Here is a 25292-nt window from a genome sequence, read left to right on the forward strand (position 1 = left end):
TTAAAAGTCGCTTTCGGCCGATAGCGACGGGAAAAGTTATTCAAGCCCCCTAAAAATGACATTCCCTTTATGAAAATAATGATTAACTCAATGGTAAAAACACTATCAAGGTTGTCAAGGGTCGGTTGGCTGCTTGTTCTGCTATCCGTAACTCACTTGGTTCAAGCACAGGATGTATCGGATTTGTTAACGAGCGATACTGCGCCCAAGAGTACCTCTGAGCCAGATAAGGTTATCGACGTCGACCATTCAAAACAAAACGATAGAAAAATCGAAAAACGGTTGCGGCAGATTTTTTCAGAAATGGATGATTTAAAAGACGTAAAAGCATCTGTCAGTAATGGTGTAGTCACTTTGCAAGGAATGGTGGATTCCAAAGCAGCGGAAAATAAAGCCGTGGATTTCGCCAAACAAATAGAAAATGTTGTCGAAGTTGAGAATCGGCTAATCGTCAGCCACAGCCTCGAAAAGCGTCTACAAAAAACCATGGTTAAAATGACAGCGCTTGGAGAGCAATTAATCGCCGGACTTCCCTTGTTTTTGCTGGCCTTACTGGTGATTTTCCTATTCTGGATCTTGGGCGGATGGATCTCGAAACGCCAAGGTTTCTTTCGTCACATCAGTATTAACTTTTTCATTTCCGATTTATTGGGCAAACTCACCCATCTGATTTTCATCGTTGTCGGCATTGTCTTCGCCCTCAACTTACTGGATGCAACGGCGCTACTGGGCACCATTCTGGGCGCCGCTGGCATTTTCGGGTTAGCGGTTGGTTTTGCCGTGCGGGATACCGTGGAAAACTTTATTGCCAGTATCTTGCTGAGCATCCGAAATCCGTTTGAAGTTAATGAGTTTGTCGATATTGACGGTCAGCAAGGCAATGTCGCGCGCCTGACCTCGCGCGCCACTATTTTGATTTCGCCGGACGGCAATCATATCCGCATTCCCAACTCGACGGTCTACAAGGCCGTGATCACGAACTTCACCCGCAATCCTGAAAGGCGGTTTCAGTTCGATCTCGGTATAGCGACGGATCAGGATCTTTCTAAAGCCCAAAGCCTGGCACTGGCTACACTTAAAAAAGTACCGGGCATTCTAAGTGAGCCTAAGCCTCAAGCCATTATCCATGAGTTGGGCGATTCAAATGTAGTCATACGCATTTTTAATTGGGTTAATCAAAGGGATTATGATTTATTAAAAGTGCGCAGTGAAGCAATAAAATCGGTGAAAAAAGCCTTTGATGAGGCAAAAATCATTATGCCGAATCCGATTTACGACCTCAGACTTTCTCATGAAAAAGACAGGGTGTCGGAAGAATTTCATGAAAAAACCGAACCGGCCATACCCGTAAGCGCCCATGACATTGATCTGCAATCCGATGAAGTTAAAGACATAACAGCTGATCATACTGTCGAAAAACAGGTGGCGAAGGAAAATGTAAAGGACAACACTGAAAATCTTCTGGGTCCGAATGCGCCTGAGTAAATGGGACCGCTAATTGGCAGGGATCATTTCCTATCCCTGTCGTTTGAGGCCTTCATGTTTATGCTTAAAATTGATGCCATTAGTCAAAGCCCCACATCCTTCAACCAACTTCCTGAATCAATCGCGCAACTAGCCCGACCGGATGCATGACTGCCACCGGCGGCGCTAACCGGCCGGCGCCGGCCGCCAGATGCAGGGCGCAGCCGATGTTGGAGGTGACCAGCAGGTCAGCGCCGCTGATGTGCAGGTGCTCGATTTTTTCGGCGCCGAGAGGACCGGCTATGTGCGGGTGGGTTAGCATGTGCGTGCCGCCGGCGCCGCAGCAGACGGCGTTGTCGGCCAGCGGCGCCAGGTCGATGTCCGGGATGCGTGCCAGCAGATCGTAAACGGCCTGCTGGTTTTTCAGCTGGTTGCGCTGGCTGCAGGGTTCGTGCACGGCGACGGTTTTGGGATAGGCCAGAAGCGGCGTTTTATCGGGCCAGTGCCGGTTGACAAAGTCGGTGATGTCGAACAGCTGGTTATTGAAAAAATCGAGCTCTTCGTCATCGAAATCGTCGATGCTCAGTTGTTCGTATTCGCTCAGCATCAGGCCGCAGGCGCTGGCCGTATAGACGATGGCGTCGACATCCAGCGAATTGAACACGCCGATATTGCGCCAGGCCATCCGGGCCGCCGTTTCGGCGTGGCCCCGGTGCTGGTGTATGGCGCCGCAGCAGTTCTGCTGCTCGGGAACGATCACGTCGAAGCCGATCCGGTTCAACACGCGTATGGCGGCCAGCGCCGTGGCCTTGTCGAAACTTTCGGCGATGCAGCCGGTAAACAAGGCCACGCTGCCGCGCCGGTCGGCAGGGGTCAGATAAAACGGCTCCAGCGGCGCGGCATCGATGGCCGGCAGCAGGGATTCATAGGCTTGCAGTTTTAAAGCCGACAACAGCCCGGATTTGCGCAGCAGGGCTTGCAGGCCCGAGCGCTGATAAAAACCGAGCAGCCGGCTGATCACGCGCAGCCGGGGCTTGTGCTCGATCAGCGCCAGCGATAGTTTTTCAAGGCGTTTGGTCCAGCGCGCGGGCTTGACCGTGTCGGCGAGCTTTTGCCGGCTCTGGTCCAGCAGTTGTCCGTAAGCCATCTTGCTGGGGCAGACGGTCTCGCAGGCCCGACATTGAAGGCAGTTGTTCAGATGCTTCAGGTCTTCATCGGAAGGCGCGGCGGACTGGTTGAGGATCTTGTCGATGGTGCGTATGCGGCGGCGCGGCGATTCTTCGTCGATACGGTCGATTCTGAAGGTCGGGCAGTGGCTGACACACTGGCCGCAGCGCATGCAATCGCCAGCCTCGGGAATGTACAAGCCATCCTGCTGATATACGGCGTCAGTGCCGAATCCGTCATCTTCGAAAAATTCCAGCATGTTTACGACTCCATGATGAAGGCATAGGCCCGGCGCAGCAGTTCCATTTCGGTCGGCGACTGGCCTCTTAACTGGGTCAGGGTCCTGAACTGGCAGCCTTTGCTTTCCACCAGTTGATGCGGCGGGTCCAGCAGGTCGAAGCGGGCCAGGTAAACGGTAATGATGCCGCCCGGCGTCTCGATCCGTTCGCGGTAGCCGGCCTCGGCTTTCAGCAGGTGAGTCGGCAGATCCAGGGCGGTGCCGACCGCCTGCACGACGGCGGCCGGATGCGTGCTGACCACATCATGCTCCAGTTCTTCCGATTCCAGTGCCGAAGACAGCAAGGGCAAAGGCGAGGGCGCGCAGACGCAGCCGTTGGCATGCTGCACGAACAGGGTCAGGGCGCTGATGGCGCCGTTGTAATACAGGATAACGCGGTTGTTTTCGAAAGCTTCGGTCATGATGGCTGCGAGTGGTGGATGTCCCAGAGGTTTTTATAACTGCTGTCCATGCGCGAGAGGCGGGTGGTGATCTGAGAGAGCCGGGTAAACGCGGGATAGCGTCCGGGTCTGCTGGCGCCGTACCATGCCTCCATCGCCTGGGTCAGCTGTTCTTTTTCGGCGTAGCACTGGGCGATCTGGGCTTTCAGCCAGGCCATGCTGTTGACGGGATTCAGTTCCACGATCCGGTAATGGGCGCCGTTCTCGAAAATGCGCACCCCGCCGCCTTCGGCCGCGGTCCGGTAAAGGCTGTCCGAATTCGTCACTTCGATGCCGGCCAGATAGTCGATGCCGAAGTCGTGGAATTCCGGCAGCCACGGCACGGTCGGCCCCATCAATACCGTGACGGCATCGCGAGCCAGTTCGGCCAGGCGCGGAAAGGTCTTGTTGATCAGTGAGCTGGCCGTGATGAAGACCCAGTCGGCATCCGGCAGCAGAAACTCGCAGGCCGGGTCGGGATAATCGCCGTGCATGGCCTGCCGCTCGATAATGTGCAGGTCGATTTGTTCGGCATAGCGCTCGATGCCCGGGTAACGGCCGATCACCACGACTTTCTTGCCCTGCAGTTGCGGCAGGAAATGTTCGAACACGGCCAGGTTGCCCAGCCCCGGAGTCGGCTGCAGGGTCAGGCCGGCGGGTAGTTCGCGCGCGTTCAGGCTGCAATTGATCGCGGCCATGCCGACGGTGGCTTTGTAGGGCTCCCAGTCGGTAATCCAGCCGGCCAGCTCGCCCAGCGTTTTGCCGGCCAGCGTGCCGGGCCAGGCCAGGGTCCGGGTCGGCAGGCCGGGGCTCATGGCCAAGCCTAAAACGCTATCGCCGTCCCGTTGCGCCTTGCAGGCCGTCCACACCAAACCGACGGTCAATTCGGTGATGCGCGCGTTGTCGGCGGCATAATCGAGCAGCAGTTCGTAAATTCGATTCGCTTGGTTCATGGGCTTGGCTCATTCCGGCATCGGCAGCAATTTGGCTTCGGCCGTGATCCTGTCCGCGCTGCCCCAGGCCGTGATGCCTTCAACGAACCATTTAGGTTTGGTCGGATGCGGCCTGACCACATCGTATTCGGCGTAAAAGGTGCCGTCGCTGTTGAATTGCAGGCTGCCGATAAGCTGCTGGCGCTGGTCGTGCCAATAACCGGCCAGGTTATGGTCGCCGGTGAACGGGTCCTTGATCAGCTCAAAGCGCGCCTGATCGAAAAACGGGTAGTGCTCGATGCTGCCGGCCGCGAAACCGAGCCGGTCGATTTCATCGCCGATCCGATCGCATATCGAGGCGCCCAGCTCGCGTTTTATCCGGATGTGCTCGTCCAGTTCCATCGCTTACGCCTCCAGGCCGGCGGCCAGGTCCATGATCACCGAGCCGCCGGACAGGTCCTTCGGGTCCAATTGTTGCAGTTGCGACAAAATAAGCTGGCCTTCAACCAGAAGGCCCTGGCGCAATTTGATGAACGCCAGCGCCTTCAGTGTGTACAGGTAAAACAGCGAAATTTCGTTCGCGTACAAATTCCATTTTTTCGGTTCCCTGGCCAGCCTGCGATAATCACTGGGAAAGCCGCCCTGCCTGGCCGATTCCTCAAGCCCCGACAGAGCGATGCGTTCAGCTTCAGGCAGGCGCTTCTGGTAGAAGTAGAACTTGTACAGGGCGAAATACGTTTGCAGGCAATGCCGGTCCATGGTCTGCGCCTGGATGAACAGCGTTTCCGCGCGTTTCTGGTCGACCGAACTGGCTATGACTGCCGATTGCAGCAATTGATTGACCTCGGGCGGCATGTTCGGACTGAAGGTGATGCGTTCCCCCACGTCCATGGCTACCAGACCTCGGCGGGCGCAATCAGGTTGGCGACAGGCTCGCCGCCCAGCAGATGCTGATCGATGATGGTTTTGACATCGGCCGGTTTGACTCTGCCGTACATGACGCCTTCGGGGTAAACCAGCACGCTCGGTCCCATCATGCAGGGGCCCATGCAGCCGGTGTTGGTCAGCGCGATCTTTTCGAACAGGTTGCGGTTTTGTATCTCGTTCATGAATTCGTTCATGACTTCCGCGCAGCCGCTGCTGGCGCAGGAACCGCGAGGATGGCCCTGAGGCCGGTTTTGGGTACAGACGAATACGTGTTTATCGGGTCTGGGCATGGTGGATTCCTTTTTGTCGTTAATGTGTCGCTGCGCGACGGTTTGTCTAATCGGGTTTTATGAAAAACATCCTTGTTTTTTCGCCTTAACAGGCGATTTTGTCCTGCGCTCCTTAGCTCTTGCCCCTTTCCTCGTTCCCGCGCACCCTGAAGGGCATAAATGGGAATGCCTACCGGACCTAGCATACGACGTGCCGCTCTCACAGCCCGGTATCGGTTCCCACGGAGGACAGACTGTGAAAGAATTAGTGAAAAGCGTCATAAAAAGCCTTATTCACCACGAAGATCACGAAGGACACGAAGAAAAAATAAAATTAATCAATAACTTAAAACTTCGTGTGCTTCGTGTCCTTCGTGGTTAAATCTTTTAAATTGAATACTTTCACAGTCTCAGGACCGTGGGAACCAGGAATTTCGCACCTACAGGTTCCAAAGGGACGCGGTGCGTACACTACACAATTGGCGTCAGGCCGCTTTTTTGTGGTCGTGGGTAAAGCAGCTCTTCGGGCAGACTTTCGAGCAGGCTTCGCAGCCAATGCAGTCATTGGCGTCTTTAATGCTCATGACCATGGTGATTTCGTCCTCGTCCTCATCGCCATAAGCGTCGTCGAAATCATCGGCATCGAGCACGTCGGCTTTTTCCACCAGATCAAAGACATCGCGCGGGCAGACTTTAAAGCAGCGGCCGCAGCCGATGCAGGTCGTCTGGTCGATGTCGTTAACATAAGACGGAGTCCATTCCGCGCCACCAAAAGTTACGCCGGTTACAAATTCTGACATGCTTGATCACCCCCGGTCAGGCCGCATCGGTTTGCGCGGCGTTAAGTTTTTGGTTGGCCTCATCCCAGGCCTTGCAGGCGTCGTAAGTGGCCTGGGCTATGCCCATTAGCTCCTGATAGGCATCCGGCAGGCGGTCTTCGATCAGGTCATGCAGCTCCATGGCCTGTTCGCTGGCCAGCCGTTTGGTCTTCTTGACCTCTTTTTCCAGTTTTCTCAGTTCTTCGGGACTCACGGCAACACCTCCTAATCAGTCGCGGCAGCGCGGTATTTTTCGATTAATTCCAAGGCCTTGTCGATGGTCTTGTCACTTTGCTCGCACATCGCCTCCAGGCTCGGAAAGCCCCAGCGATGCACGTCGCGCAGGATTTTATCGACCACGATCAGCTTGCCTATCATGATGAATGCCCGGCCGAAGCCTTCATGGCTCAGATTGACCACGGGCACGGCCATGAGGCCGCTTTTCTGCTCGATCAGCGTCGCCAGCGAGTTGTAATAGGCCTTGATGCGCGCGACGGTGATGCCGTCCGGATCACCGACAACGGGAATGTCGCGCTTGCGCTCCTTGGTCAGTACGATAGGGTCGATGATTTTCGCATTCGACCAGCCGTCGTAGGTGTCGTAGGTATCAATGGCGCGCAGTTGTTTGATCAGATCCTTAACAAGCTCGGAATCCAGGTTTACGTCGTCCTCTTGGACGACCAGTTCAGCAGTGGTCATGGTGTACTCCGTTAATTGAAATTAAACGTGATGAAGAGAATGGTTTACTCATCCCAGCCCTCGCTTTCCATCTGGTCGAAACGATTAGGATCGGGGCCTTTGTGTTTGTTGATCGCCTTGGCCAGCCAACTTGAAGGGCCTGCCTTTAATTCATTCTGCAGATCGGCGATCAGATCCTTGATCTTGCTGCCTTCATGCACCTTGACTGGCTGTATGCCGTTGCTCATCAATTGGTTGACGGCCGACGCGCCGATGGCCTGGCAATATACCGCCGCGCAGCCGTCCAAAAGTTGAATCTTTACCGACAACTTGTCCTCGTTGCCGTCTTGGGCCAGTTCGCCGAATTGCGCCGCTTCCATGAGTTCCGAGTTTTCCATGTCGACGGCGTAAACCGCAAACGATCTGGCGGAGCCGAAATGCTGGTTGACGTTTTCCATGTCGGTAGTGGCAAAAGCTATTTTCAATGCGGTATCCATAAATCTGCTCTCATCTGTACTTTGCACGACGTGCAGCCTTCTTCTTAATGACATGGCTGCGGGTATTCAGTTAATTCGTGGGCCGGTTTTTGCGCGTAAACCGAGCGATAAACCGGGATTTCCTCATGCGCGTGATTGATGACCAGGTTGGCCAGATCAAACAGCGTCTGACGGGAACCCCGGTAGCCTATCCAGGTTTTCTGGTAGCCGCCGATGATGTCATAGAGCGGGAAGCCGGCTCTCAGGATCGGCGCGCCGAGCCGTTCGGCGCTGTCGACGGCGTGCGAGTTGCCGATCACCAGTTGCGCGTTCTGGGCTTTGCCGATCAGTTCCATGTCTTCCAGGTCGCCGATCTTGATGCTGGCGACCGGTATGCGCGACAACTGCGGGGTATTGCAGGACGTGACCGCGGCCACGACTTCGGCGCCCATTTCCTGGACCTGGGCGGCAAATGCGTGCAGCAGATCGGCATCGGCCGCGATGGCGATGCGCAATTGGCCGAGCATGAAATGGGTATCGAGCATGGCGTCTTGCAACTGTGCGCGCTGCCGCTCGATGCGTTCGGGCACGTCCATGCCGCTGATTTCGTTCAGTGCCGAGATCAGCTTATCGTTGGCATGCAGGCCATAGAGATGGTCGAACGCATGAGTCGGCACGCCGGTTTTCTGTTCCAGCAGTTCGGCCGCTTTTTTCAGCGACGCGCCGATCACCACCGTCGCCAGCGCATCGCCCAGGGTCGCCATTTCCGACAGCAGCGTGCCGCCGATCGTGACCGGGCTGAAATCATCCTCGGTCAGGCAGCCGTCCAGCGAATCGGACAGGTCCGGCACGAATACCGGCCGCAGTTGAAACTGCTCGAAAATATCGCGTAATGCTTCCAGATCGCCCGGCGTCAGCATGTAGCTGACCAGCACGTTCACCTGGCGCCGGCGCCGGCCCGGCTGGGTGCCGGCGTCCTTGGCATCGGGCACCAGCGCGCGGATGATTTCGGTCAGCGTCGCCGCATAACCGGTTTCGACGCTGCCGGTAAAATCGGGGGTATTGACCGCGACCACGGCCACGTCGTCGAACTCGGGATTGGCTTCCCTGAATTCGCGGACATTGCGATGCACATCGGCGCCCTGCGTTTCCGCGAGCCCCGTGGTCAGAATCGTGATCAGGGCAGGGCGGGATTTTTCCGCGATGGTCTTGATGCCTTCGACGACGTTCTCGTCGGCGCCCAGCACCGAACTGCTCTGGTCCATGGCCGTGCTTTGCAGCGGAATCGGTTCCCGGAAATGGCGCACGAAGAACACCTTGGCGAACGCCGTGCAGCCTTGCGAACCGTGCAGCATCGGCATGGCGCGGTTAAAGCCCAGCGTCGCCAGCGAGCCGCCCACGGGCTGGCTGGCTTTCAGCGGGCTGACCGACAGCGCCTTGTTGCGTTTCAGGATCTCGGTCATGCCGCCTCCTTCGCCTTCTTCCACGGCGCCGGCGCCCTGACGGAAGGCCAGACGGGGCTTTCCATGGTCAGCGCCAGTTGCCGCACCAGTTCCAGCATGCCCTGATAGCCTTCGTAGCCAAATTCGCGTTCCTGGTTGATGTCGAGGAACGGGATTTTCGCCTTCAGCGCCGTATACATGTTGCGGCCGCCGGCAATCAGGATGTCGGCCTTGTAATCGTGTACGATCTTGATCAGGGCTTTCGGGCTGCCGTCCTCGATCATCAGCGTATCCTCGCCCATCAATTCGCGAATCCGCGCCTTGTCTTCCTCGGTCGATTTCTTGGTGCCGGTCGCGACCACCACCATGCCCAGATCCTGCAGCGCCGAAATCACCGACCAGCTTTTCACGCCGCCGGTAAACAGCAGCACGCGCTTGCCTTTCAGGCGCTCCTTCCACGGCGCCAGCTCGGCGCGGATGCGCGCTTCCTCGCGCTCGATGAGCCGTTCCGTGCGTTCGGTCAGGTCGGGGTCGCCGATGGCCTTGGCGAAATCGCGCAGGGCCTGGCTGGTGTCGGTAATGCCGTAAAAGCTGCCTTCGAACCAGGGCGTGCCGTATTTTTCATTCAGTTTGCGCGCGACGTTGAGCATCGCTTTCGAGCACACCATCATATTGACTTCGGCCTTGTGCATGGTCTGCACTTCGCGAAAGCGCGCATCGCCGGACAGCGTGCACAGAATGCGCAGGCCCAACTCATCGAACAGCGGCAGCACATGCCAGAATTCGCCGGCGATGTTGTATTCGCCGACCAGATTCACATCGTGGATTTTGATATCGGTGCGTTGCGCCGACAACGGCAGCGGGTCGGGATCGCGCGTGCCGACCACATACTTGAACATGGCGTCGCCGGCGATGCGGTTGCCGAGATTCTTGGTGCCGTAAAAGCCGGCGCTGTCGATAGGCACGACAGGCACGCCCCAGCGCTCCTCGGCCGACCGGCACACCGCACCGATATCGTCGCCGATCAGCGCCGGCACGCAGGTGTTGTAAATAAACACGGCCGGCGGCTGGTAGGTTTCGACGGCCTGCTTGATCGCATGGAACAGCCGCTTTTCGGCGCGGCCCATGACGATATCCTGCTCGGTCAGATCCGTGGTCATGCCGATGCGGTACAGGCTCGCGCCGGAAGAGCGCGTGCCGCGGTTGTCCCAGGAACTGCCCGCGCAGGCGATAGGCCCGTGCACGATATGCGCGACATCGGCGATCGGCAACAGCGCAATCTGCGCCCCGTCAAACGCGCATCCGCCCGCCGAAGCGCCGGGCTTGGGCTTGGCGCAACCGGACTTCTCCTTCTTGTTATGCTCGCAGGAGGGTTCGTCCAGAAGTTCAGCAATGTCTTTGGTTGATTTCATGGCTCTGACCGGTAGTTTTGTTTTACTTAGGACAGAGCAATGATTGTGCCAGTTTTTATTTCATTGAATTTATTGGGGTTTATGGGGGAGGGAATTGTAGGAAATGCTACAAAGTTGGGGATTGTTGTCGGTTGGTCTAAAAGTTATTTAGAAATTACTGATGTTGAGTTTGTGCTATAGATTCGATTTATGCTGGCTTATGACAATAACCATTAGACGCAACCAAATTGAATACTGCCTGAAGGTGCTGTATTTCTTAGTTGCTGATCCAATCCCTCAGATATTGAGGTAGAGTTGTTATCTGGTTTTAAAAATCATTTGAATGCTGATTAAGAGTAAGAGTGTAAAATCTACAGACGTAGATAATTAATTGTTAAGCATATGAACGAAGTAGATCTGTCACCACTCAATGGTATCTTAATTGATGGTCTTGAGTTCTGCGCCAAGATATATGCAATTTTTGAGCATATTCGAAACGAAACAGACGGTATCAACCGTCTACGCCTTCGAAATACTTCAATAGAAAAGAAACTCCTTGAAGAACTGCTACCCATCTGCCGCTATATTCAAACTTATTATCGTGTGGGCAGGTATATTTCAGTTCGATGGATTGATGGGAATCAGTCGTTTGATGCTGAACTCCATCAGAAAGGTTATTACATCAATAAAGGTTACTACCCAGCCCTTGCTCATTTGGAAGTAACTACGGCCATGCATGAGAATGAACATTGGATCTGGAAACTTTTGTCACAAGGGAAAGGTGCTTTTGCACCGGAGGGCATACAGAAGCTCAAGCGAAAGCCCGTACAATCAGAGCCAGTCGTCTTTACTAATACTGAGCACGTGGAACATTTCGTGCCGATAATTATCGGTCAAATAACCAAGAAAGCAGAGATACCTTATCCAGCAGACACCTCTTTGATTATTCAGTGCAGCTTAAATAGTCTCTATACGGGGGATGACTGGGACTTACTGGCCCTGGAAGTAAAACGCCAGATGCCAAATCACAAGTTCCGCGAGGTACTCATGTTTGATGGAACTACTGAAAGAACGGCTGTCATTATGTAGCGCAGTAGGCTGGGTTTCCGCTAAGGCTCCAACCCAGCCTACTGGACTTATATATCAATCAGTTATCTTTTTTGTCGTTTACAGAGGAATTTATGAATAAAAAATATACAGGAAAACAAGTCATTAAAGCTGGTGAAATGTTCCTTGAGGACGACATTATTAACAGTGCTGATGAATTCGATCGAGCAATGGATATTCTGTCATACTGGCGTTTTAGTCATGAAGTGCCTCTTGGAAAAGCATTAGAAATTCTTCGGGAAATAACGTTAAAAATAGATAAAACGGCCATATTTGCAAAACGATTGAAGAGATATGTTTCTATTGTTCTTAAGCTAAAACGATTTAAGCAAATGAAACTTAAGAATATGCAAGATATTGGAGGATGTAGGGCTATCGTTTCAACTCCCAAAAAGCTATATAAAGTAGCAAGAGAGCTAAAACAAAGGCCTGAATTTAAGAATTCACAAGGAAAGATCCGGCATAAAGATTATATAGTAAATCCAAAAGAAGATGGTTACAGAGGGTATCATATAGTTGGTCAATTTAAAGATGAGCATGGGGACAAGAAAGATATAGAAGTCCAGCTAAGGACAAATATTCAGCATGATTGGGCTACTGCCTTGGAAATTGTAGACCTATTTACAGGTCAAGCATTGAAATCTAATCGAGGAGATGAAAATTGGAAACGTTTTTTCTCAAGTGTTAGCACACAGTTTGCTGTGATGGAAAGTATTCATTTGTTTAATGCGCTTGAGGATAAAGAAAAATATAAATTATATGTAAAACAATTGAATGAAAATCCAAAAGCTATTGAATCTTTTGATGGTACTCGGAAATATTCTGAAAAATTAGGGGTAGTCGAAGTATTTGAAGCTTTTACTCATTCACTCAAAATAGTTGATGGGCATCTCGAAAAAAATTCAGAAGCTGGTTACGTCTTAGTTGAGGTCGACACAACAAAAAAGGAAGTTAAAACAATTTTTTTTAAAGATAGTGCAAACAAAAATGCTGAGAAGATGTACATCGAAGCAGAAAAACGAGCAACTGAAAAAAATGGCATTGTTGTAGCGCTTGTTTCTACTACAGCGGTTGGCGGTATTAAAGAGGCCTACCCGAACTACTTTGCTGATTCAACAGATTTTTTGAAATATTTGTTATTCATAACAAATGCTCCTGCCCAAAAAATAAACAAAATGCTTTCTCAGCCAGGTAGCACTGTAGCCAAGCGCGGTAGGTTGGGTTGATAATGGCCGTATGATGGATGAATTGTAAGGTGGATTTGCCTTGGCAATCCACCACAAACGGAGCCTTAAAACCGAAATGTTCCGTAATGCTATCTGGCCTGTTTGAAATGGCGGTTTGCTGCGCGAAACCACCTTGCCTAGCTAAAGCTCCAACCCAGCTTACCGCGTTGAGATTGAGAGAGTATAAAATATCCCGAAATGAAAAAACCTTTGTTAGCCGCCACACTTTCAGATTCTGCCAATGGATATTGAAATAATCAGACGAATTTGCCTTGCTAGGCACCTGTACGAGCTTAGCCGTGAAAGTCTTAAATCAGCCAATGACCTCTATCTCTTTTCTGGAGTGAACCTATTGCAAGATGCCATTGAAGCATTTCTTGTTGCGACAGCGGATTCTGTTGGGGCTTCTCTCGATGAAAAAACAAACTTCGATAAGTATTTTGTGTTAATCAATGAGAAGATAGCGCCAAAGGAATTACCCTTTAAGAATAGATTACTTCGATTGAATAAGATTCGAGTAAACTCAAAGCATCATGGAATCCAACCTGCGAGAGATGAATGTCAGAGGCTTTCTATTGCCGTCCGGGAATTCTTTGACGAAGTCAGTTCATCGATTCTGGGAGTGAACTTTTCTACTGTCAGTGCTATTGATCTTATGCATACTGGCGAGACAAAAGATCTACTTTTAGCAGCCAAGGTGGCATTCGATAATAAAGATTACGCGGCTTGCGCAATTGATTGTCGGAAAGCGATTTATTTAGAGCTAGAGAATTCGTATGACATAGCGAGTTTCAAGGATGATGTAAAACCGCGAGGACTGTTGGGGCGGTTCAGTAAGGCGCCATTCTTTGCTAGAAGCAAGGATTATATCGAGCAGAAGGTCTTAGAGCCTACGGATTATATCGTCTATGACCATATCGATTTGAACCAGGAGTTGTTGAAGTACTCTATTGACAGTACCGCTTTTTGGAATGTCTGGCGACTCACTCCTGAAGTTTATCGGACCATGGACAAAGAATGGGTATTGAAGCACGACTTTGGTAAGCTCGATAAAGAAATACTGACCGATACTATCGAATACATCTTCAATACCACAGTGGATATCCTGCTAGCCGTTCACGCTAAGAAGGAATCTATTAAAACTTCGTCGAACCAAAAATATTATCTTGAACTTGCTAAAGATGAAGTGCCTGTTTATGAGAAGGCAGACAGAAAGTCGAAGATCGTCTGCCGTACGCCGAAGGACCTTATGAAGGTGGACTGTGATTTCTATATTACAGGACTGCAGGGAGATGGTCCGTATTGGCACGTGTATAACTTCGGAGACTCAGGTTTCTTTATCGGGTTTATTCACAATGAGGACGTTCAGCGCGGTAGGCTGGGTTGCTAAACCCAGCATTCGAAGTCGCCCATGCCAAGTTTCCGCTAGAGCTCCAACCCAGCCTACCGCGCTGAAGTTCAAAAATCTCAAAAAAGCCGTTGAATCTCGTGATTGGAAAGAAGCCGCAAAACATTGTCACCGGATTGGTCCTTCAAAGGAACGCAATGATTGGACTCGCGATCTGTTCCTATCTACATCTAATTAAGGTTTTTGTATGATATTTCGTAAGCTGCACCCGTTGAGGGCGCTCGCCGCCTTCCTTCTTTTCTATGTTTGCTCATTCGACATCCTTTCAGCCCCCAAGCTTTTTGTAGCCAAGGAACTGCAGCTAAAAGACTCTATTCCAAGCGAGGAGGAGTTTAGTCGCTCTTTTGAAGACCCTTTGCCTGCTATGGTGTCAGATGCTGAAGGTAAGCGTTTGATAGAATTAGCCAATTGCCGGGATTATCTCGCGGTGAGAGACCGCATAACCGGTAGTGATAACGAGGCTGACTATCGGGTTCTTCTTCTGCAAACAGCTCCATGTTTAGCAATGGCTTTGCTTAAATTATCCGGTACCGCCTCACAAACTGCATTGCCGGAAGACTTTTTACAGTATACCGATACGAGTGCTTATCCGGCTTCGATCTGGCCGACTGTATCGGATGACGAACATCAACGTCTTGAGCAGACCCAGGCAACGCTTCAGACTGTTTCGGAAAAGAAATCCCTGAAACAGTTAAATGACGAAACTTTGCAATTGGAGGCAACTGATTTTGGTTTACGTCTTACGCTGCTCGCACGTGCTGATTTTGATCATGATGGCTGGGAAGACGCTGCTTTTCGTTGGGAAGGTTATGCTCTTAATGGTAGTTACAGTAATGCACGCCTTGTTGTTCTAACGCGTACCCGTAAAGATGGTCGTTTTAGGGAACTTGCCATTGAGAGTCTGTTAAAACAAGGCCAAGCAACCTTGCCGGTAATAAAAGGCCAATAGAACGACTGGACAGGTTTCCCGAGCGATCGATTTTGCTGCAGCTATATAGAGGATGAATATAGGGTGGGTTTGCCTTGGCAATCCATTTTAATGAGGGAGTTTCTATGTCGAATTTAAGAAATGAGGAGCACGGGAACGATAATTGCGCTTAAACATTTTCTTTTGGATTTCGTAGTGAACATTAACAATGTTCAAGCCCGAATAATGGCATAGCACGGTAGGCTGGATTGATAAACTCTGCATGGCCGTATGATGGATGACTTGTAAGGTGGATTTGCCTTGGCAATCCACCATAAACGGAGCCTTAAAACCGAAATGTTCCGCAATACTACCTGACCTGTTTGAAATGGCGGTTTGCTGTGCGAAGCACCCTACCTGGCTAAAGCTTCAATGCATCCTGTCGCACTGAAATTGAGCTGTTAAAATAATTTTTCAAGCCTTATTGGGTAAACAAAATAACAGGCAAATGTGTATAAAAAGTAGTTTCCGAATGGCATTACACAAAAAACATGAAATGGATCACGGTTTTGTATTGCCTGTTTTCACAATATTGTCCTGACTGCCGACTGGTCGTTATAATTGTCAACTTATAATAAATGTTAATCAATATCGATTCTCCGATTAAGATTTTCACTCTCATTAATTTATGCCCATGCCGGGCATATACACCCACTTGAGCGGATAGCTCAAATAGTACAATTTCTCGTCACAAACATAACCAAGGAGGCATTTCATGCTAACGGATCAGGAAAAGAAAGCGCTAAAACTACAAATACAATCTAACCAACACGAAGTATTTGTGATTTCCATTGAGGAAATGGATGCCGTTATTAAATCATCTCCCAAGGGTAAAATGCCGAGCGTCCAGCAGGCATGGCAACAGATCAAGGGGAAGGTGGAATTTGGCGTAGGCTATTATGCATCGGCCGATGATTTTATAACACTAAGCAAACTTGTCGGTGATTTGGGAGGATTTACAACTCAAGCTTACATAAAAACCTATGGAGGTAAACCCCACATTATTTTGAAGGGATATCCAGGTCTGAGGAAGATACTTACAGGCACAAGGTACGGTATCAAACATCCAAAGGTAATCACAATGGGGCTTGGCAGAGCAGGAGCCATTAACGCTGCAAGATCTGGCGGCATTCTTTCTGTCGTTTTGATGTCCACTTATCGGGTAATAGATTATTTTCTGACCGACCAAGCCACGCTTAGTCGGTTAATTGGCTCTCTCGCAACTGACGTGGTAAAGATAGGTATAGCAACTGGTGCGTCAATAGCAGCTGCTTATGGGGTTGTTGCGCTGGGGGTCACTGTAGCAATAGGACCAATTTTGGCTGTAGTTGTTGTTGGCATTGTTTCATCTCATGAGCTAGGCGAAATTGATACGCGTTACGGCATAACAGATCGCGTAATCCAAGCCTTGGATGAGCTAGATGAAAATGCAAACGCATATATAGCAAGATCCAGGCAAAATATAAGGAATACTGTTAATGAAACTGCGGAATCAATTATCGATTATGCAATAGATTCAGTCAGACAAATAATCATAAATGCAGCACAACATCAACTTGATAAGTTCTTATCAACAAGGCCGAGGATTTATTAAGATGGAAAGTTCACATCAACCCTCAACTTTATCAAGGTTCTTTAGTTTTTTTGTGTTCAGTTTGCTCACGATTTCGATCTTAACACAGTTTGGTTGGGGCGTTTTCCAGCTTTATGCACGGATAGCAGAAAATGGTCCAGTCATTGTTTTTGACAAAGGTGTTTTTTACTTGTTGGGGGCAGGTGTTACATTAGGCGCTCTTACCTTAGGCGGTTTATATCAAGGAATACTGAGGCTTCCCCTTACAAAAAAAGTCACAAAAATTTTGACTAATGTTCTAATTGGCGGTGTTGTTGTCATGTTTGTGTTGCCTCATATCGTTCATTATCCTGTTGAGAGCTATCTGGAAGGACGAGGCTATAACATCTGTGAGCAAGCATCCTACCGGTGGTTTACGTACCGAAAAATTGTTTACGTATCAAATTCCGAAGCTTGTGCAGAGCTAATCAAGCGTAAAAATAATCGGATAACTGGAGGTGTCTAGCTTCCAGCGCGACAGGCTGGGTTGCTAAACCCGGCATTTGAAGTCGTCCAAGCTGGGTTTCCGCTAGCGCAGTAGATACTTACTGGCACAAAGTACGGTATTAAACATCCTAAGATAATCACAATGAGGCTTGGCAGAGCGGGAGCCATTAACGCTGCAAGGTCTGGCGGCATTCTTTCTGTCGTTTTAATGTCCGCTTATCGGGTAGTCGATTATTTTCTGACCGACCAAGCCACGCTTAGTCGGTTAATTGGCTCTCTCGCAACTGACGTGGTAAAGATAGGTATAGCAACTGGTGCGTCAATAGCAGCTGCTTATGGGGTTGTTGCGCTGGGGGTCACTGTAGCAATAGGACCAATTTTGGCTGTAGTTATTGTTGGCATTGGCTCATCTTATGCGCTAGGCAAAATTGATACGCGTTACGGCATAACAGATCGCGTAATCCAAGCCTTGGATGAGCTAGATGAAAATGAAAATGCAAACGCATATATAGCAAGATCCAGGCAAAATATAAGGAATACTGTTAATGAAACTGCGGAATCAATTATCAATTATGCAATAGGTTCAGTCAGACAAATAATCATAAATGCAGCACAACATCAACTTGATAAGCTTTTATCAACAAGGCCGAGAGTTTATTAAAATGGAAAGTTCACATCAACACTCACCTTTAACAATGTTCTGTATTCTACTGATTTTCAGTTTGATGGCTCTTTCGGCCTTAACATGGTTTGGTTGGAGCGTTTTCCAGCTTTATGTACAGATAGCAGAAAATGGTCCAATCATTGTTTTTGACAAAGGTGTTTTTTACATGTTGGGAGTGGGCAGTGCAATTGCCATTCTAACTTTATATATGTTTTATGAAGGAGTATTGAAACTTCCCTTGACAGAAAAAGTCGCCAAAATACTAACGAATAGTCTAATCGGTAGTTTTAGTGTTATGTTTGTGTTGCCTCATATCGTTCATTATCCTGTTGAGAGCTATCTGGAAGGACGAGGCTATAACATCTGTGAGCAAGCATCCTACCAGTGGCGTAGGTACCAAAAAATTGTTTACGTATCAAATTCCGATGCTTGTGCAGAGCTAATCAAGCGTAAAAAAAATCGGATAACTGGAGGTGTTTAGCTTCCAGCGCGACAGGTTGGGTTGCTAAACCCGGCATTCGAAGCCGCCCATGCTGGGTTTCCGCTAAAGCTCCAACCCCGCCTACCGTGCTGATCTGATAGGTATAAAAAAGGTTAGTTAGGGAAAAAGCGAAAGGCAAAAAAGGCCCTAATTAAAGGGCCAGCGAGCGAGGTTGGGCTTAATGAATGATGCATGCTTAGCGTATCTTTGAGATTGCTCTAAAAGAGATCATTATGTTACAGCCAGTTTGTTGCGGTTTGATGAACGAAAAGGAAAAAACGCCAGTTAAAAAGCCCCCGGCAATGCCGGGGGCTTAGTTGTGATCAATACTTAAGGCAGCGGATGCTGTTCCAGATTTTTGTCGACGATTTCTTGATGTACAGAGAATACTTCCGGCGAATTTGGATCGACCACGACCCGTAACCAATGCACGTCATCGGCACCGAATGTTTCCACACGGGTGGCGTTCTCGATACGGCGGTTACTGATGCCGCCCTTCATAGGCTTGTCGATACGGACATAATGAGAGTCGCCATGGGCGAATATGACCGGCTTTTTGAACTCGACACTTTCCTGTTCCAGATCAGCCAGAATTTCCTCAAAACCTTTCCGTTCGTTGCTGCCCTTAGCCAACTCGAAACCGGGGTTAGCCTGAAACAGCAACAGTATGCCACGCGCATCCTCAGCCTTAGCTTTGGCGAAAGTTTCTTTGATCCAGGCGCGGGTTGCATCAATTCGTCTCGCGACTTCTGAGTCATCGGCTGGTATGCGGCCGGAAAAATTGGCTAATGCATTATTGCTGCCTACGATATGCACAGCCGCAAACATCACATGCTGTTCCATCCAGCGCGTATTCTCCACGAACTCGTAATAATTTGGATCATCGGCCTGGGTCTCGACTGTCATGGTTTTCTGGCCAAGCGTCTCGCCGGGCACTGGATAAAACAGTTCACGCAGCCTGTTCAGGCGTTCCAGCGGTTGGTACGAACCGTTATTGGGGCGGTGGCAATCGGTCCACTCGTTATCGCCCGGTGTCAGAATGAAAGGGATTTTAAAACTCTGAAAGCGTTGCAGCCTGTCTTCGAATATCTCGTCCGAGCACAAAGTCGAACCGTTCTTGATGTCGCCAGCATGCAAGACCCATTTCAACTGCTTGTTGGCATTGATCTCTGCGATCACATTGTCGACCTTCCAGTAATCCGCTTCCTTATATGGCACATCGCCGATCAAGGCGAACTCGAACTTGCCGTAACCTCGGGCGGCGTTATGTTCCGGTGCGGCAATAGCTGTTTGTCCGAATACTGCACAGCAAGCGGCAACGGATAGTTTCAGGAAGAAACAATGCTTGAGTTTTGACATTTTACCCTCTTAAGATCAATGAGATGATGAAAAAGAAGGGCAAAGTATGGCGTTCACTGATTACGAAATCGTGAACGTTTGGTTAACGATTGATGATAACTTCGTTGCAAAAATGTTTTTCAGATGAGTTTTGCGAGCACGGCAGGCTGAGTTGCTAAACCCGGCATTTCGGGACCGCCCATTTTTAAGCATTTTTCCTGTTATTTCATCCAGACAAGTTAATCCTGAAAGCTATTGTTATAATATGAGCTTGAGAAAGAGCACGACCCATCGGGTCAGACTGATAAATCCGGCATTCAAAGCCGCCTATGATGGATTTTTGTCAGGTTCCAACTCAGTCTATATGTTAATGTAATTGACCAAAAAATATTAAAGGGATTGAAAATATGCAGACCGTAGCCAGTTGGTCTTTTGAGAGACGCCTTGAAGTAACTTTGACCAGAACACTCCCCAAATTAGGCCCTGAAGCTCGCGCCCAACTTCAAGCAGTAATAAATCCGACATCGCTCGCCATCATCTCCGGTGTTCTGATCGCATGGGTGGTATCTCACGCTGTGGGAATCGGCGAGATAATTGACATAATTATTTTAGTGGTAGGGATAGTTGCGATTGGATTCGCCGTCTTCACAGGATTGGATTATCTTTATGATTTCGCAGTGGGCGTTTATCGAGCCAAAACTATACATGATCTCGATAAGGCAGCTGATGACTTGGCAAAGGCGATCAGTATCCTTGGTATTCAGACAGTGCTGGCAGTACTGTTTCGAGGAGCAAAATCCCCGCGCACTGGAAATGGAGGCCGCATTCCGCGAGAACTACTTGGCGATGCTCCGCCGAAAACACCAGGTATTCGGTACAAACCAACCGTAAAAGAAAGTCCTGTACTCCCTGCAGGAGAAGGCGAAACTAGTTTTTGGGGTAATATCATTGTTACAACTCATGGCTCTGCCAGTGAGCGTGCGGCGGCTCTCCTACACGAACGTGTCCACCAGTTCCTTACTCCTAAACTCTACATTCTGCGTGAATACAGGGTAAGTAATCGCGCCGCTTCCTATATGCGCTCATCCCTCTATCGCTACATTGAAGAAGCACTGGCTGAAACAGTGGCGCAAGTTGGAGTCTATGGTTTCCGACAGTTTTTCACCGGAATACGATTTCCGGTTCAGAGTGGTTATATGTTTTTAACCAAGGGTGGGGGCTATCATCCAAACTTCACCGGAAGTGGTGCTATTACTGAAGCAGCCGGCCTGCTTTTTAACGGAACGGTATCAGGAATTGCGTTTGAACTACGATTTCAACCTGCGAATGTTCCTGTTCGGGAAATTCCAGCCGAAAATAGCATGAGGTGAGTAACATGTTTCACATATTTGATAGGTGGCTGAGCAAGAAAAAAGAGAAGCCAAAGACCCGGTTATCTGAACACGAGGTAATCGCTATTGCACGGAAAGCAGCTTCTGGGCAACCGAGTTGTGAAAACCTCTGTCTTATAACGTTAGAGGAAAATGCAGGTGCTTTGATATGGATAGTAAGTTCAGCCACAATTGGAAGCTCACTACACGTATGGATAGATGACGCTAGCGGTGAAGTGCTCGAAATAAAACGACTTGGGGTTCGCTAAAACCTGGCAGGCTGGATTTGGCGGGTAGGTTGGGTTGCTAAACCCGGCATTCGGAGCCACTCATGCCGGGTTTCCGCCAGACTCCAACTCAACCTACCTAAGTTGCATAAGCTGATTCCCATGAATAATCATGGATATACGGGCGGCGGTTAACTTTTCCCATCTATGGCACCTCCTGTCCTTTAATGGACATGCTTATGCCAGCTCGGCATGGCGATGATGCAGTTCGGCGTCAGTCCGGCCTTTTTCAGGACGTCAACCGTTGCGACGACTTTATTTTGGGTCAAGTCGATGACGCTGACGGAGCCATCGTCCATTTCCGGAAGATTGATGAAGCTGTTCTGGACGAAGGCGTAGCGATTATCAGGCGATATGACGAAGTGGTGAGCGCCTCCCGCGGTCGGAATGGTCGCAAGAAGCTTTGGCTCGTAAGGCTCGGCGATGTCGAAGATATTGAAAGCGCCCGGCTTGGCCGTCGTGACGAAAAGGCGATCGCCTTTGTCATTGAAGCCCATTTCCAACGGCAGACTTTGGCCGGTGCCGACAAAATCGAATACCTCATGAAAACCGAAATCCCTGGATTGAGGGCGCCAGGTCGCGGTCCAGAGCGTGCCGCCGTACATATTGTCAATGTAGGCCATCGGGGGATTTTGATCCGGCGCAAAGAGAATTTCAACGGGCGCTTCACCCGAGGGAGAGGGTTTGGTCGAGAGTTTGTGTGTCGAGAGAATTTTCAGCGTCGACGCCTCGATGATCGTGACGGTCTCACCGGCGTCGTTAGGGTTGCTCGGGTTTACCGTGCTGGTGACGAACATCCGGTCCAGATCATTGTTCAGCATGATGCCGTGCGGATACTTGATGAATTTATCGGGAGAGTCGCCGCTATCGATGGTTCCTATGGGTTGATCTGTCTGGGCGTCGCCCACAATAATGTTGCTGGAGCCCATGCAGCTCAGGAACCAGCGCTTCTTGTCGGCTGAGAAGGTGATGTCTTCTCCGACCTTGCAGTTCGGAACCGGCACGATCGTTTTCGAGTCGGGAAATTTCGCCATGTCGTAGATATAGAGCTCGGAGTGTCCGAGCGAGGTGACATAAGCCTTGCTCGTATCTCTGTTGTAATAGATATGATGCGCCACGAAATCCGGAGGCAGCGGGGTATCTTTGATGATTTTGTTAAAGTTCGGCGAGTTCGGGTCGACGTCTATTACGGCAATACCTTCGCGCCGGTTAGGCTGACCAATCTTGCTCTCGTAGTTGAGCAGAGCCAGCAATTCCGCGTTGGCGGTGATCGGGACACTTAGCGTCATTGCGCACAGGCCAAATATTTTGAATGCATGTTTCATAAAGGACTCCAGTGTTTTGTCAGGTTAGGAACGCGCATAAAATAACTTCCTCAAATGTGCGGATGAATTTCCGGTGTAGGTGCGGATTTGGTACTTGTGCCCTTCAGGGTATCCGCGCAGTGCGAATACCCTGAAGGGCACAAGTGAATTCGCACCTACAATTTACTCGTCATAATTAAATTGACTAGCTACTAAAGGCTGAACACCTCAAACTCAAGAAACTTGACGCCGCCCTGAGATTTAGAAAAGCCACCAAATTGACGGTTACTTGGCTTAGTGTCAAAGGCCTATAGATTTCTGCTGATGCTATCCTTTGCCGGAGCGGGCCGCAAAAAATATTTTCAATCTACAGTTGAAAATTAGCTGATCTGCCACTATATCTTTTTATGTAATATTGCAGATTACTTTCATTATTGCTCTCCTTTCGACCTAACCTATCGAGCCCCTTAACAGGGGCTTTTTTTTGTCTTTCACAGTAATGACAACTTTAGTGGCGGGTGGGTTTGATAAATCCGGCATTTCGAAGCGGCCTGCATGACGTATTCCCATGAAGAGTCTTGGATGTCCAGGGAGGCGGCCTTGTTTTCGATGTGCATGCCGTGCCTGAATCTTTGCTGGAATGAGGTTTAGGATCGGTCCTTGGCTGCCTGGACATGGCAGTGTTTTACGGGATTGTACTGGACCTGGTACAGATGCTGACGGTAATCGCACTCATTGCGAATGCAGACGCTTTGGCAGTATGACGATGGCGAAGGGAGGGGCGCGTTGCGCGCTTGCCGGAAAACACTGCACAGGTGACCAAATATGACGGATCAGGTGATCATTGCTTGGCGCCAGGCGATTCACGGTAAAGAAATAGCGCGCACCGGAACCGGACGCGTTTATAGATTCGCATCGGCAAAGCTTGGATGAATCGCCGTGGTTATGCCATATCAAATAGTTCAGAGTGCAGGCTGAGTTGCTAAATCCGGCATTTTGAAGTTACTCATGCCGGGTTTCCGCTAAAGCTCCAACCCAGCCTACATTCTTTTTCTCTGTTTGGCCGTTCAGTCTTTTTTTTACGATCGATTTGATGAGCCAGAGCGCTTCATTCAATCATTTTGCAGAAGTTCCGGAAATGGTACGAAGGATTCACTGTGGTGCTGACCGCAGGCAACAAATCTGTACTTTTGCTGGTTGATGGTTTTCTCGAGTGGTTCCAGGCCGGTTCTGCGTTTGCATTGTGTGCCTTTCGAAGTTGTCGATTGACATTGCGAGGCATTTTCAGCCAGATTGATTATTTTGCCTGATGTTTTGGCGGCAGGCGGGGATTGTTTTTCAGCCGCCTGTTTAGGTGGGGCTTTCTTCACTTCGGCAACCGGTTTCCTCGCTGTTTTCTCGGCGGCCGGCTGGACCGCTTCCGGCTGAGGACTGTCGGATGCCGTTATTTGTTGTTTGGCCAGGTATTTCTCTACGCGCGTCATGCTCACGGTATCGACCTGTTGTGCTGTTTCTGTGTTGCCAGGGGGGGCGGCAACTTCCTCTTCCAGCTTGGCCAGGTATCTCTCAACACTTGTCATTTGGGCCTGTGCCGCTGCCTCCGCTTCGACTTGTTCCTGTTCTTCCTGTTGTATCTTCGCCAGGTATTTGGCGACTCCGGTCAGTTTTGCGGTTTCCGAAACATCGGCCTGTTCTTCCGGATAGTTATTCGCCAGGTACCTTGCAACACCTGTCATTTTCGCTTGCTCTTGCTCAGCCTTCGATGGCTCATCTCTGTATGCGGATGGGCTGTAATGACCTTGGGCATCTGGCAATTTCAGCCCCACCAGGTCGAATAATTGATTTATAAAACTCTTTGCCATGTAAAAGCTCCTCGCCATTTCTTATTTATTGTATTGATTATCACATAAACATATTTCAAATCCTTGTATTTGGATGAGAAATAAGTGCCGTGGGGCTAAGCATAGCTTAATCGGGACATCAAGGTAAACGTTATTGATTTACGTTTGAGGAGACAACGCCTGAGAATGTACGCGAAATTACTCGAATATGGCAGGCTGAATGGGCTAACCCGACATTCGGGAACTGCAAATGCCGGGGGGGCGCAAGTTCCAATCCAGCCTATGCGCGATTGTTCATTTCGTATAAGTCGACAAAATCCTGCATGCCCAAGGCGCCAATGATGTTTTCTTCTTCATCAAGGATTTCATACATCACCCCCTCGGTGCCCCGGATGCTGAACAGAACAACCGCGCCTTCATTGCCGCCGCATTCCCTGTGAGGCATTGGTTCGGGCGGGCTGACAGTATAACTGCCGACGGCGCGGGCGGCTTTTAATTCGCCATTGGCATGATAGAGCCGGTGTTCGCCGTGAATAACAAAAGTGTGGTTTAACGCGCAGTGCCGATGCAGGACAATCGGGTTGTGAGGTTCAAATCTGAAAATCACGTCTATAATTTTATTAGCTTTATCGATGTTCAGAATCGAGTAACGAAAATTCTCGAATGCGCCGAGTTGCTGCCAGGCGATGTTTTTATCATTAAAAAGGTAATTGCTCATAACGGTTTTCCTTTGCATGAAATGAAATCTTCAGCCTGATCAGCGGTCCCGGCTGGCCGATGTGCATGGATAAGCTTTGCCGCTGGCGCAGGTCGTGAAGGCGAATTTAAATGCTACAGAACGAGCGCCAGGCTAAAAAGTGAGAATTACCTTTAGAAAGTAGGCATTTTGCCCGATGTTGAAAATTTGATTTTTGCTTGATTATTATCCTGGTCAACACGAAGCGCCAGGTTTCACAACG

Annotated in this window: 28 protein-coding genes; 12 read left to right on the top strand and 16 right to left on the bottom strand. The window is 49.8% G+C overall.

All coding sequences use genetic code 11. The features are described 5' to 3' along the window. Positions 1-69 precede the first annotated feature (69 nt). Positions 70-1485, top strand: coding sequence for a mechanosensitive ion channel family protein (locus METMA_RS0114810; protein WP_232216363.1), 1416 nt, complete (start codon positions 70-72; stop codon positions 1483-1485). Positions 1486-1585: 100 nt separating this feature from the next. On the opposite strand, the gene METMA_RS0114815 is transcribed toward METMA_RS0114810, so the two are convergent. Genes METMA_RS0114815 through METMA_RS0114840 form a run of 6 tightly spaced genes read right to left on the bottom strand, consistent with a single transcriptional unit; the run spans position 1586 to position 5497 of the window. Continuing rightward, positions 1586-2890, bottom strand: a complete 1305-nt coding sequence (locus METMA_RS0114815; RefSeq protein ID WP_020159882.1) for a (Fe-S)-binding protein — start codon at positions 2888-2890, stop codon at positions 1586-1588. A 2-nt stretch (positions 2891-2892) separates the two neighbouring features. Then, positions 2893-3330, bottom strand: a complete 438-nt coding sequence (locus METMA_RS0114820) for a hypothetical protein (RefSeq protein ID WP_020159883.1) — start codon at positions 3328-3330, stop codon at positions 2893-2895. Next, a complete protein-coding gene (locus METMA_RS0114825) occupies positions 3327-4301 on the bottom strand; it encodes a DUF364 domain-containing protein (RefSeq protein WP_020159884.1) in 975 nt (324 codons plus the stop codon). Before METMA_RS0114825 ends, METMA_RS0114820 begins: the two co-directional genes overlap by 4 nt. A gap of 9 nt (positions 4302-4310) precedes the next feature. Further along, positions 4311-4682 (bottom strand): hypothetical protein, encoded by a 372-nt coding sequence (locus tag METMA_RS0114830; RefSeq protein WP_020159885.1) that lies wholly within the window; start codon positions 4680-4682, stop codon positions 4311-4313. A 3-nt stretch (positions 4683-4685) separates the two neighbouring features. Continuing rightward, complete coding sequence (locus tag METMA_RS0114835; RefSeq protein WP_020159886.1) at positions 4686-5171, bottom strand: hypothetical protein; 486 nt, start codon at positions 5169-5171, stop codon at positions 4686-4688. Between the two features lie 2 nt (positions 5172-5173). Beyond that, positions 5174-5497, bottom strand: coding sequence for a (2Fe-2S) ferredoxin domain-containing protein (locus tag METMA_RS0114840; RefSeq protein ID WP_020159887.1), 324 nt, complete (start codon positions 5495-5497; stop codon positions 5174-5176). Between METMA_RS0114840 and METMA_RS27035 the strand changes: the two genes are divergently transcribed. Further along, complete coding sequence (locus tag METMA_RS27035; RefSeq protein ID WP_020159888.1) at positions 5496-5858, top strand: hypothetical protein; 363 nt, start codon at positions 5496-5498, stop codon at positions 5856-5858. The genes METMA_RS0114840 and METMA_RS27035 overlap by 2 nt on opposite strands. A gap of 103 nt (positions 5859-5961) precedes the next feature. Here the strand turns inward: METMA_RS27035 and fdxB are convergent, their stop codons facing one another. From fdxB to nifE, 6 genes are read right to left on the bottom strand one after another with little or no spacing between them, the layout of a single operon-like run. Next, positions 5962-6276, bottom strand: a complete 315-nt coding sequence (gene fdxB, locus METMA_RS0114850) for a ferredoxin III, nif-specific (protein WP_020159889.1) — start codon at positions 6274-6276, stop codon at positions 5962-5964. A 16-nt stretch (positions 6277-6292) separates the two neighbouring features. Beyond that, positions 6293-6508 (bottom strand): CCE_0567 family metalloprotein, encoded by a 216-nt coding sequence (locus METMA_RS0114855; protein ID WP_020159890.1) that lies wholly within the window; start codon positions 6506-6508, stop codon positions 6293-6295. Positions 6509-6519: 11 nt separating this feature from the next. Beyond that, positions 6520-6993: a NifX-associated nitrogen fixation protein gene (locus METMA_RS0114860; protein ID WP_020159891.1), complete on the bottom strand. Its 474-nt coding sequence runs from the start codon at positions 6991-6993 to the stop codon at positions 6520-6522. Positions 6994-7037: 44 nt separating this feature from the next. After that, on the bottom strand, positions 7038-7469 hold the full coding sequence (gene nifX / locus METMA_RS0114865; RefSeq protein WP_020159892.1) for a nitrogen fixation protein NifX: 432 nt from the start codon (positions 7467-7469) through the stop codon (positions 7038-7040). A gap of 44 nt (positions 7470-7513) precedes the next feature. Next, entirely contained in the window at positions 7514-8911 is a 1398-nt protein-coding gene (gene nifN / locus METMA_RS0114870; RefSeq protein ID WP_036254690.1) for a nitrogenase iron-molybdenum cofactor biosynthesis protein NifN, read from the bottom strand. Further along, positions 8908-10302, bottom strand: a complete 1395-nt coding sequence (nifE, locus tag METMA_RS0114875) for a nitrogenase iron-molybdenum cofactor biosynthesis protein NifE (protein WP_020159894.1) — start codon at positions 10300-10302, stop codon at positions 8908-8910. The genes nifN and nifE overlap by 4 nt, the downstream gene beginning before the upstream one ends. 39 nt (positions 10303-10341) lie before the next feature. Here nifE and METMA_RS27040 point away from each other — a divergent pair, with 39 nt between their 5' ends. From METMA_RS27040 to METMA_RS0114915, 9 genes are all read left to right on the top strand, one after another. After that, positions 10342-10482, top strand: coding sequence for a hypothetical protein (locus METMA_RS27040; RefSeq protein WP_156830506.1), 141 nt, complete (start codon positions 10342-10344; stop codon positions 10480-10482). Positions 10483-10683: 201 nt separating this feature from the next. Then, a complete protein-coding gene (locus METMA_RS0114880; protein ID WP_020159895.1) occupies positions 10684-11370 on the top strand; it encodes a hypothetical protein in 687 nt (228 codons plus the stop codon). Positions 11371-11462: 92 nt separating this feature from the next. Continuing rightward, positions 11463-12614 carry a RelA/SpoT domain-containing protein gene (locus tag METMA_RS0114885; protein ID WP_020159896.1) on the top strand — a complete coding sequence of 384 codons (1152 nt, stop codon included), beginning with the start codon at positions 11463-11465 and terminating at the stop codon, positions 12612-12614. Positions 12615-12855: 241 nt separating this feature from the next. After that, the gene (locus METMA_RS0114890; protein ID WP_020159897.1) at positions 12856-14004 is read left to right on the top strand and encodes a hypothetical protein; all 1149 of its coding nucleotides are present in this window, start codon (positions 12856-12858) and stop codon (positions 14002-14004) included. A gap of 205 nt (positions 14005-14209) precedes the next feature. Further along, complete coding sequence (locus tag METMA_RS0114895) at positions 14210-14971, top strand: hypothetical protein (protein WP_020159898.1); 762 nt, start codon at positions 14210-14212, stop codon at positions 14969-14971. A 733-nt stretch (positions 14972-15704) separates the two neighbouring features. Further along, entirely contained in the window at positions 15705-16583 is an 879-nt protein-coding gene (locus tag METMA_RS0114900; RefSeq protein ID WP_020159899.1) for a hypothetical protein, read from the top strand. A gap of 1 nt (position 16584) precedes the next feature. Next, positions 16585-17067, top strand: a complete 483-nt coding sequence (locus METMA_RS0114905; RefSeq protein WP_020159900.1) for a hypothetical protein — start codon at positions 16585-16587, stop codon at positions 17065-17067. A 123-nt stretch (positions 17068-17190) separates the two neighbouring features. Further along, positions 17191-17709, top strand: coding sequence for a hypothetical protein (locus METMA_RS24670; protein ID WP_020159901.1), 519 nt, complete (start codon positions 17191-17193; stop codon positions 17707-17709). 1 nt (position 17710) lies between these two features. Next, positions 17711-18193 carry a hypothetical protein gene (locus METMA_RS0114915; RefSeq protein ID WP_156830507.1) on the top strand — a complete coding sequence of 161 codons (483 nt, stop codon included), beginning with the start codon at positions 17711-17713 and terminating at the stop codon, positions 18191-18193. Positions 18194-18523: 330 nt separating this feature from the next. On the opposite strand, the gene METMA_RS24675 is transcribed toward METMA_RS0114915, so the two are convergent. Beyond that, positions 18524-19552: a metallophosphoesterase family protein gene (locus METMA_RS24675; protein ID WP_020159903.1), complete on the bottom strand. Its 1029-nt coding sequence runs from the start codon at positions 19550-19552 to the stop codon at positions 18524-18526. A gap of 386 nt (positions 19553-19938) precedes the next feature. Between METMA_RS24675 and METMA_RS0114925 the strand changes: the two genes are divergently transcribed. After that, a complete protein-coding gene (locus METMA_RS0114925) occupies positions 19939-20901 on the top strand; it encodes a hypothetical protein (protein ID WP_020159904.1) in 963 nt (320 codons plus the stop codon). 451 nt (positions 20902-21352) lie between these two features. On the opposite strand, the gene METMA_RS0114935 is transcribed toward METMA_RS0114925, so the two are convergent. The 3 genes from METMA_RS0114935 to METMA_RS0114955 all read right to left on the bottom strand — a co-directional run bounded on the left by METMA_RS0114935 (position 21353) and on the right by METMA_RS0114955 (position 25051). Beyond that, positions 21353-22513, bottom strand: coding sequence for a YncE family protein (locus METMA_RS0114935; protein ID WP_020159906.1), 1161 nt, complete (start codon positions 22511-22513; stop codon positions 21353-21355). A 1091-nt stretch (positions 22514-23604) separates the two neighbouring features. After that, positions 23605-24354 (bottom strand): hypothetical protein, encoded by a 750-nt coding sequence (locus tag METMA_RS0114950; protein WP_020159909.1) that lies wholly within the window; start codon positions 24352-24354, stop codon positions 23605-23607. 259 nt (positions 24355-24613) lie between these two features. Next, positions 24614-25051, bottom strand: a complete 438-nt coding sequence (locus tag METMA_RS0114955) for a cupin domain-containing protein (RefSeq protein ID WP_020159910.1) — start codon at positions 25049-25051, stop codon at positions 24614-24616. Between the last annotated feature and the right edge of the window lie 241 nt (positions 25052-25292).

Source organism: Methylobacter marinus A45 (assembly GCF_000383855.1).
Lineage (GTDB): Bacteria > Pseudomonadota > Gammaproteobacteria > Methylococcales > Methylomonadaceae > Methylobacter > Methylobacter marinus.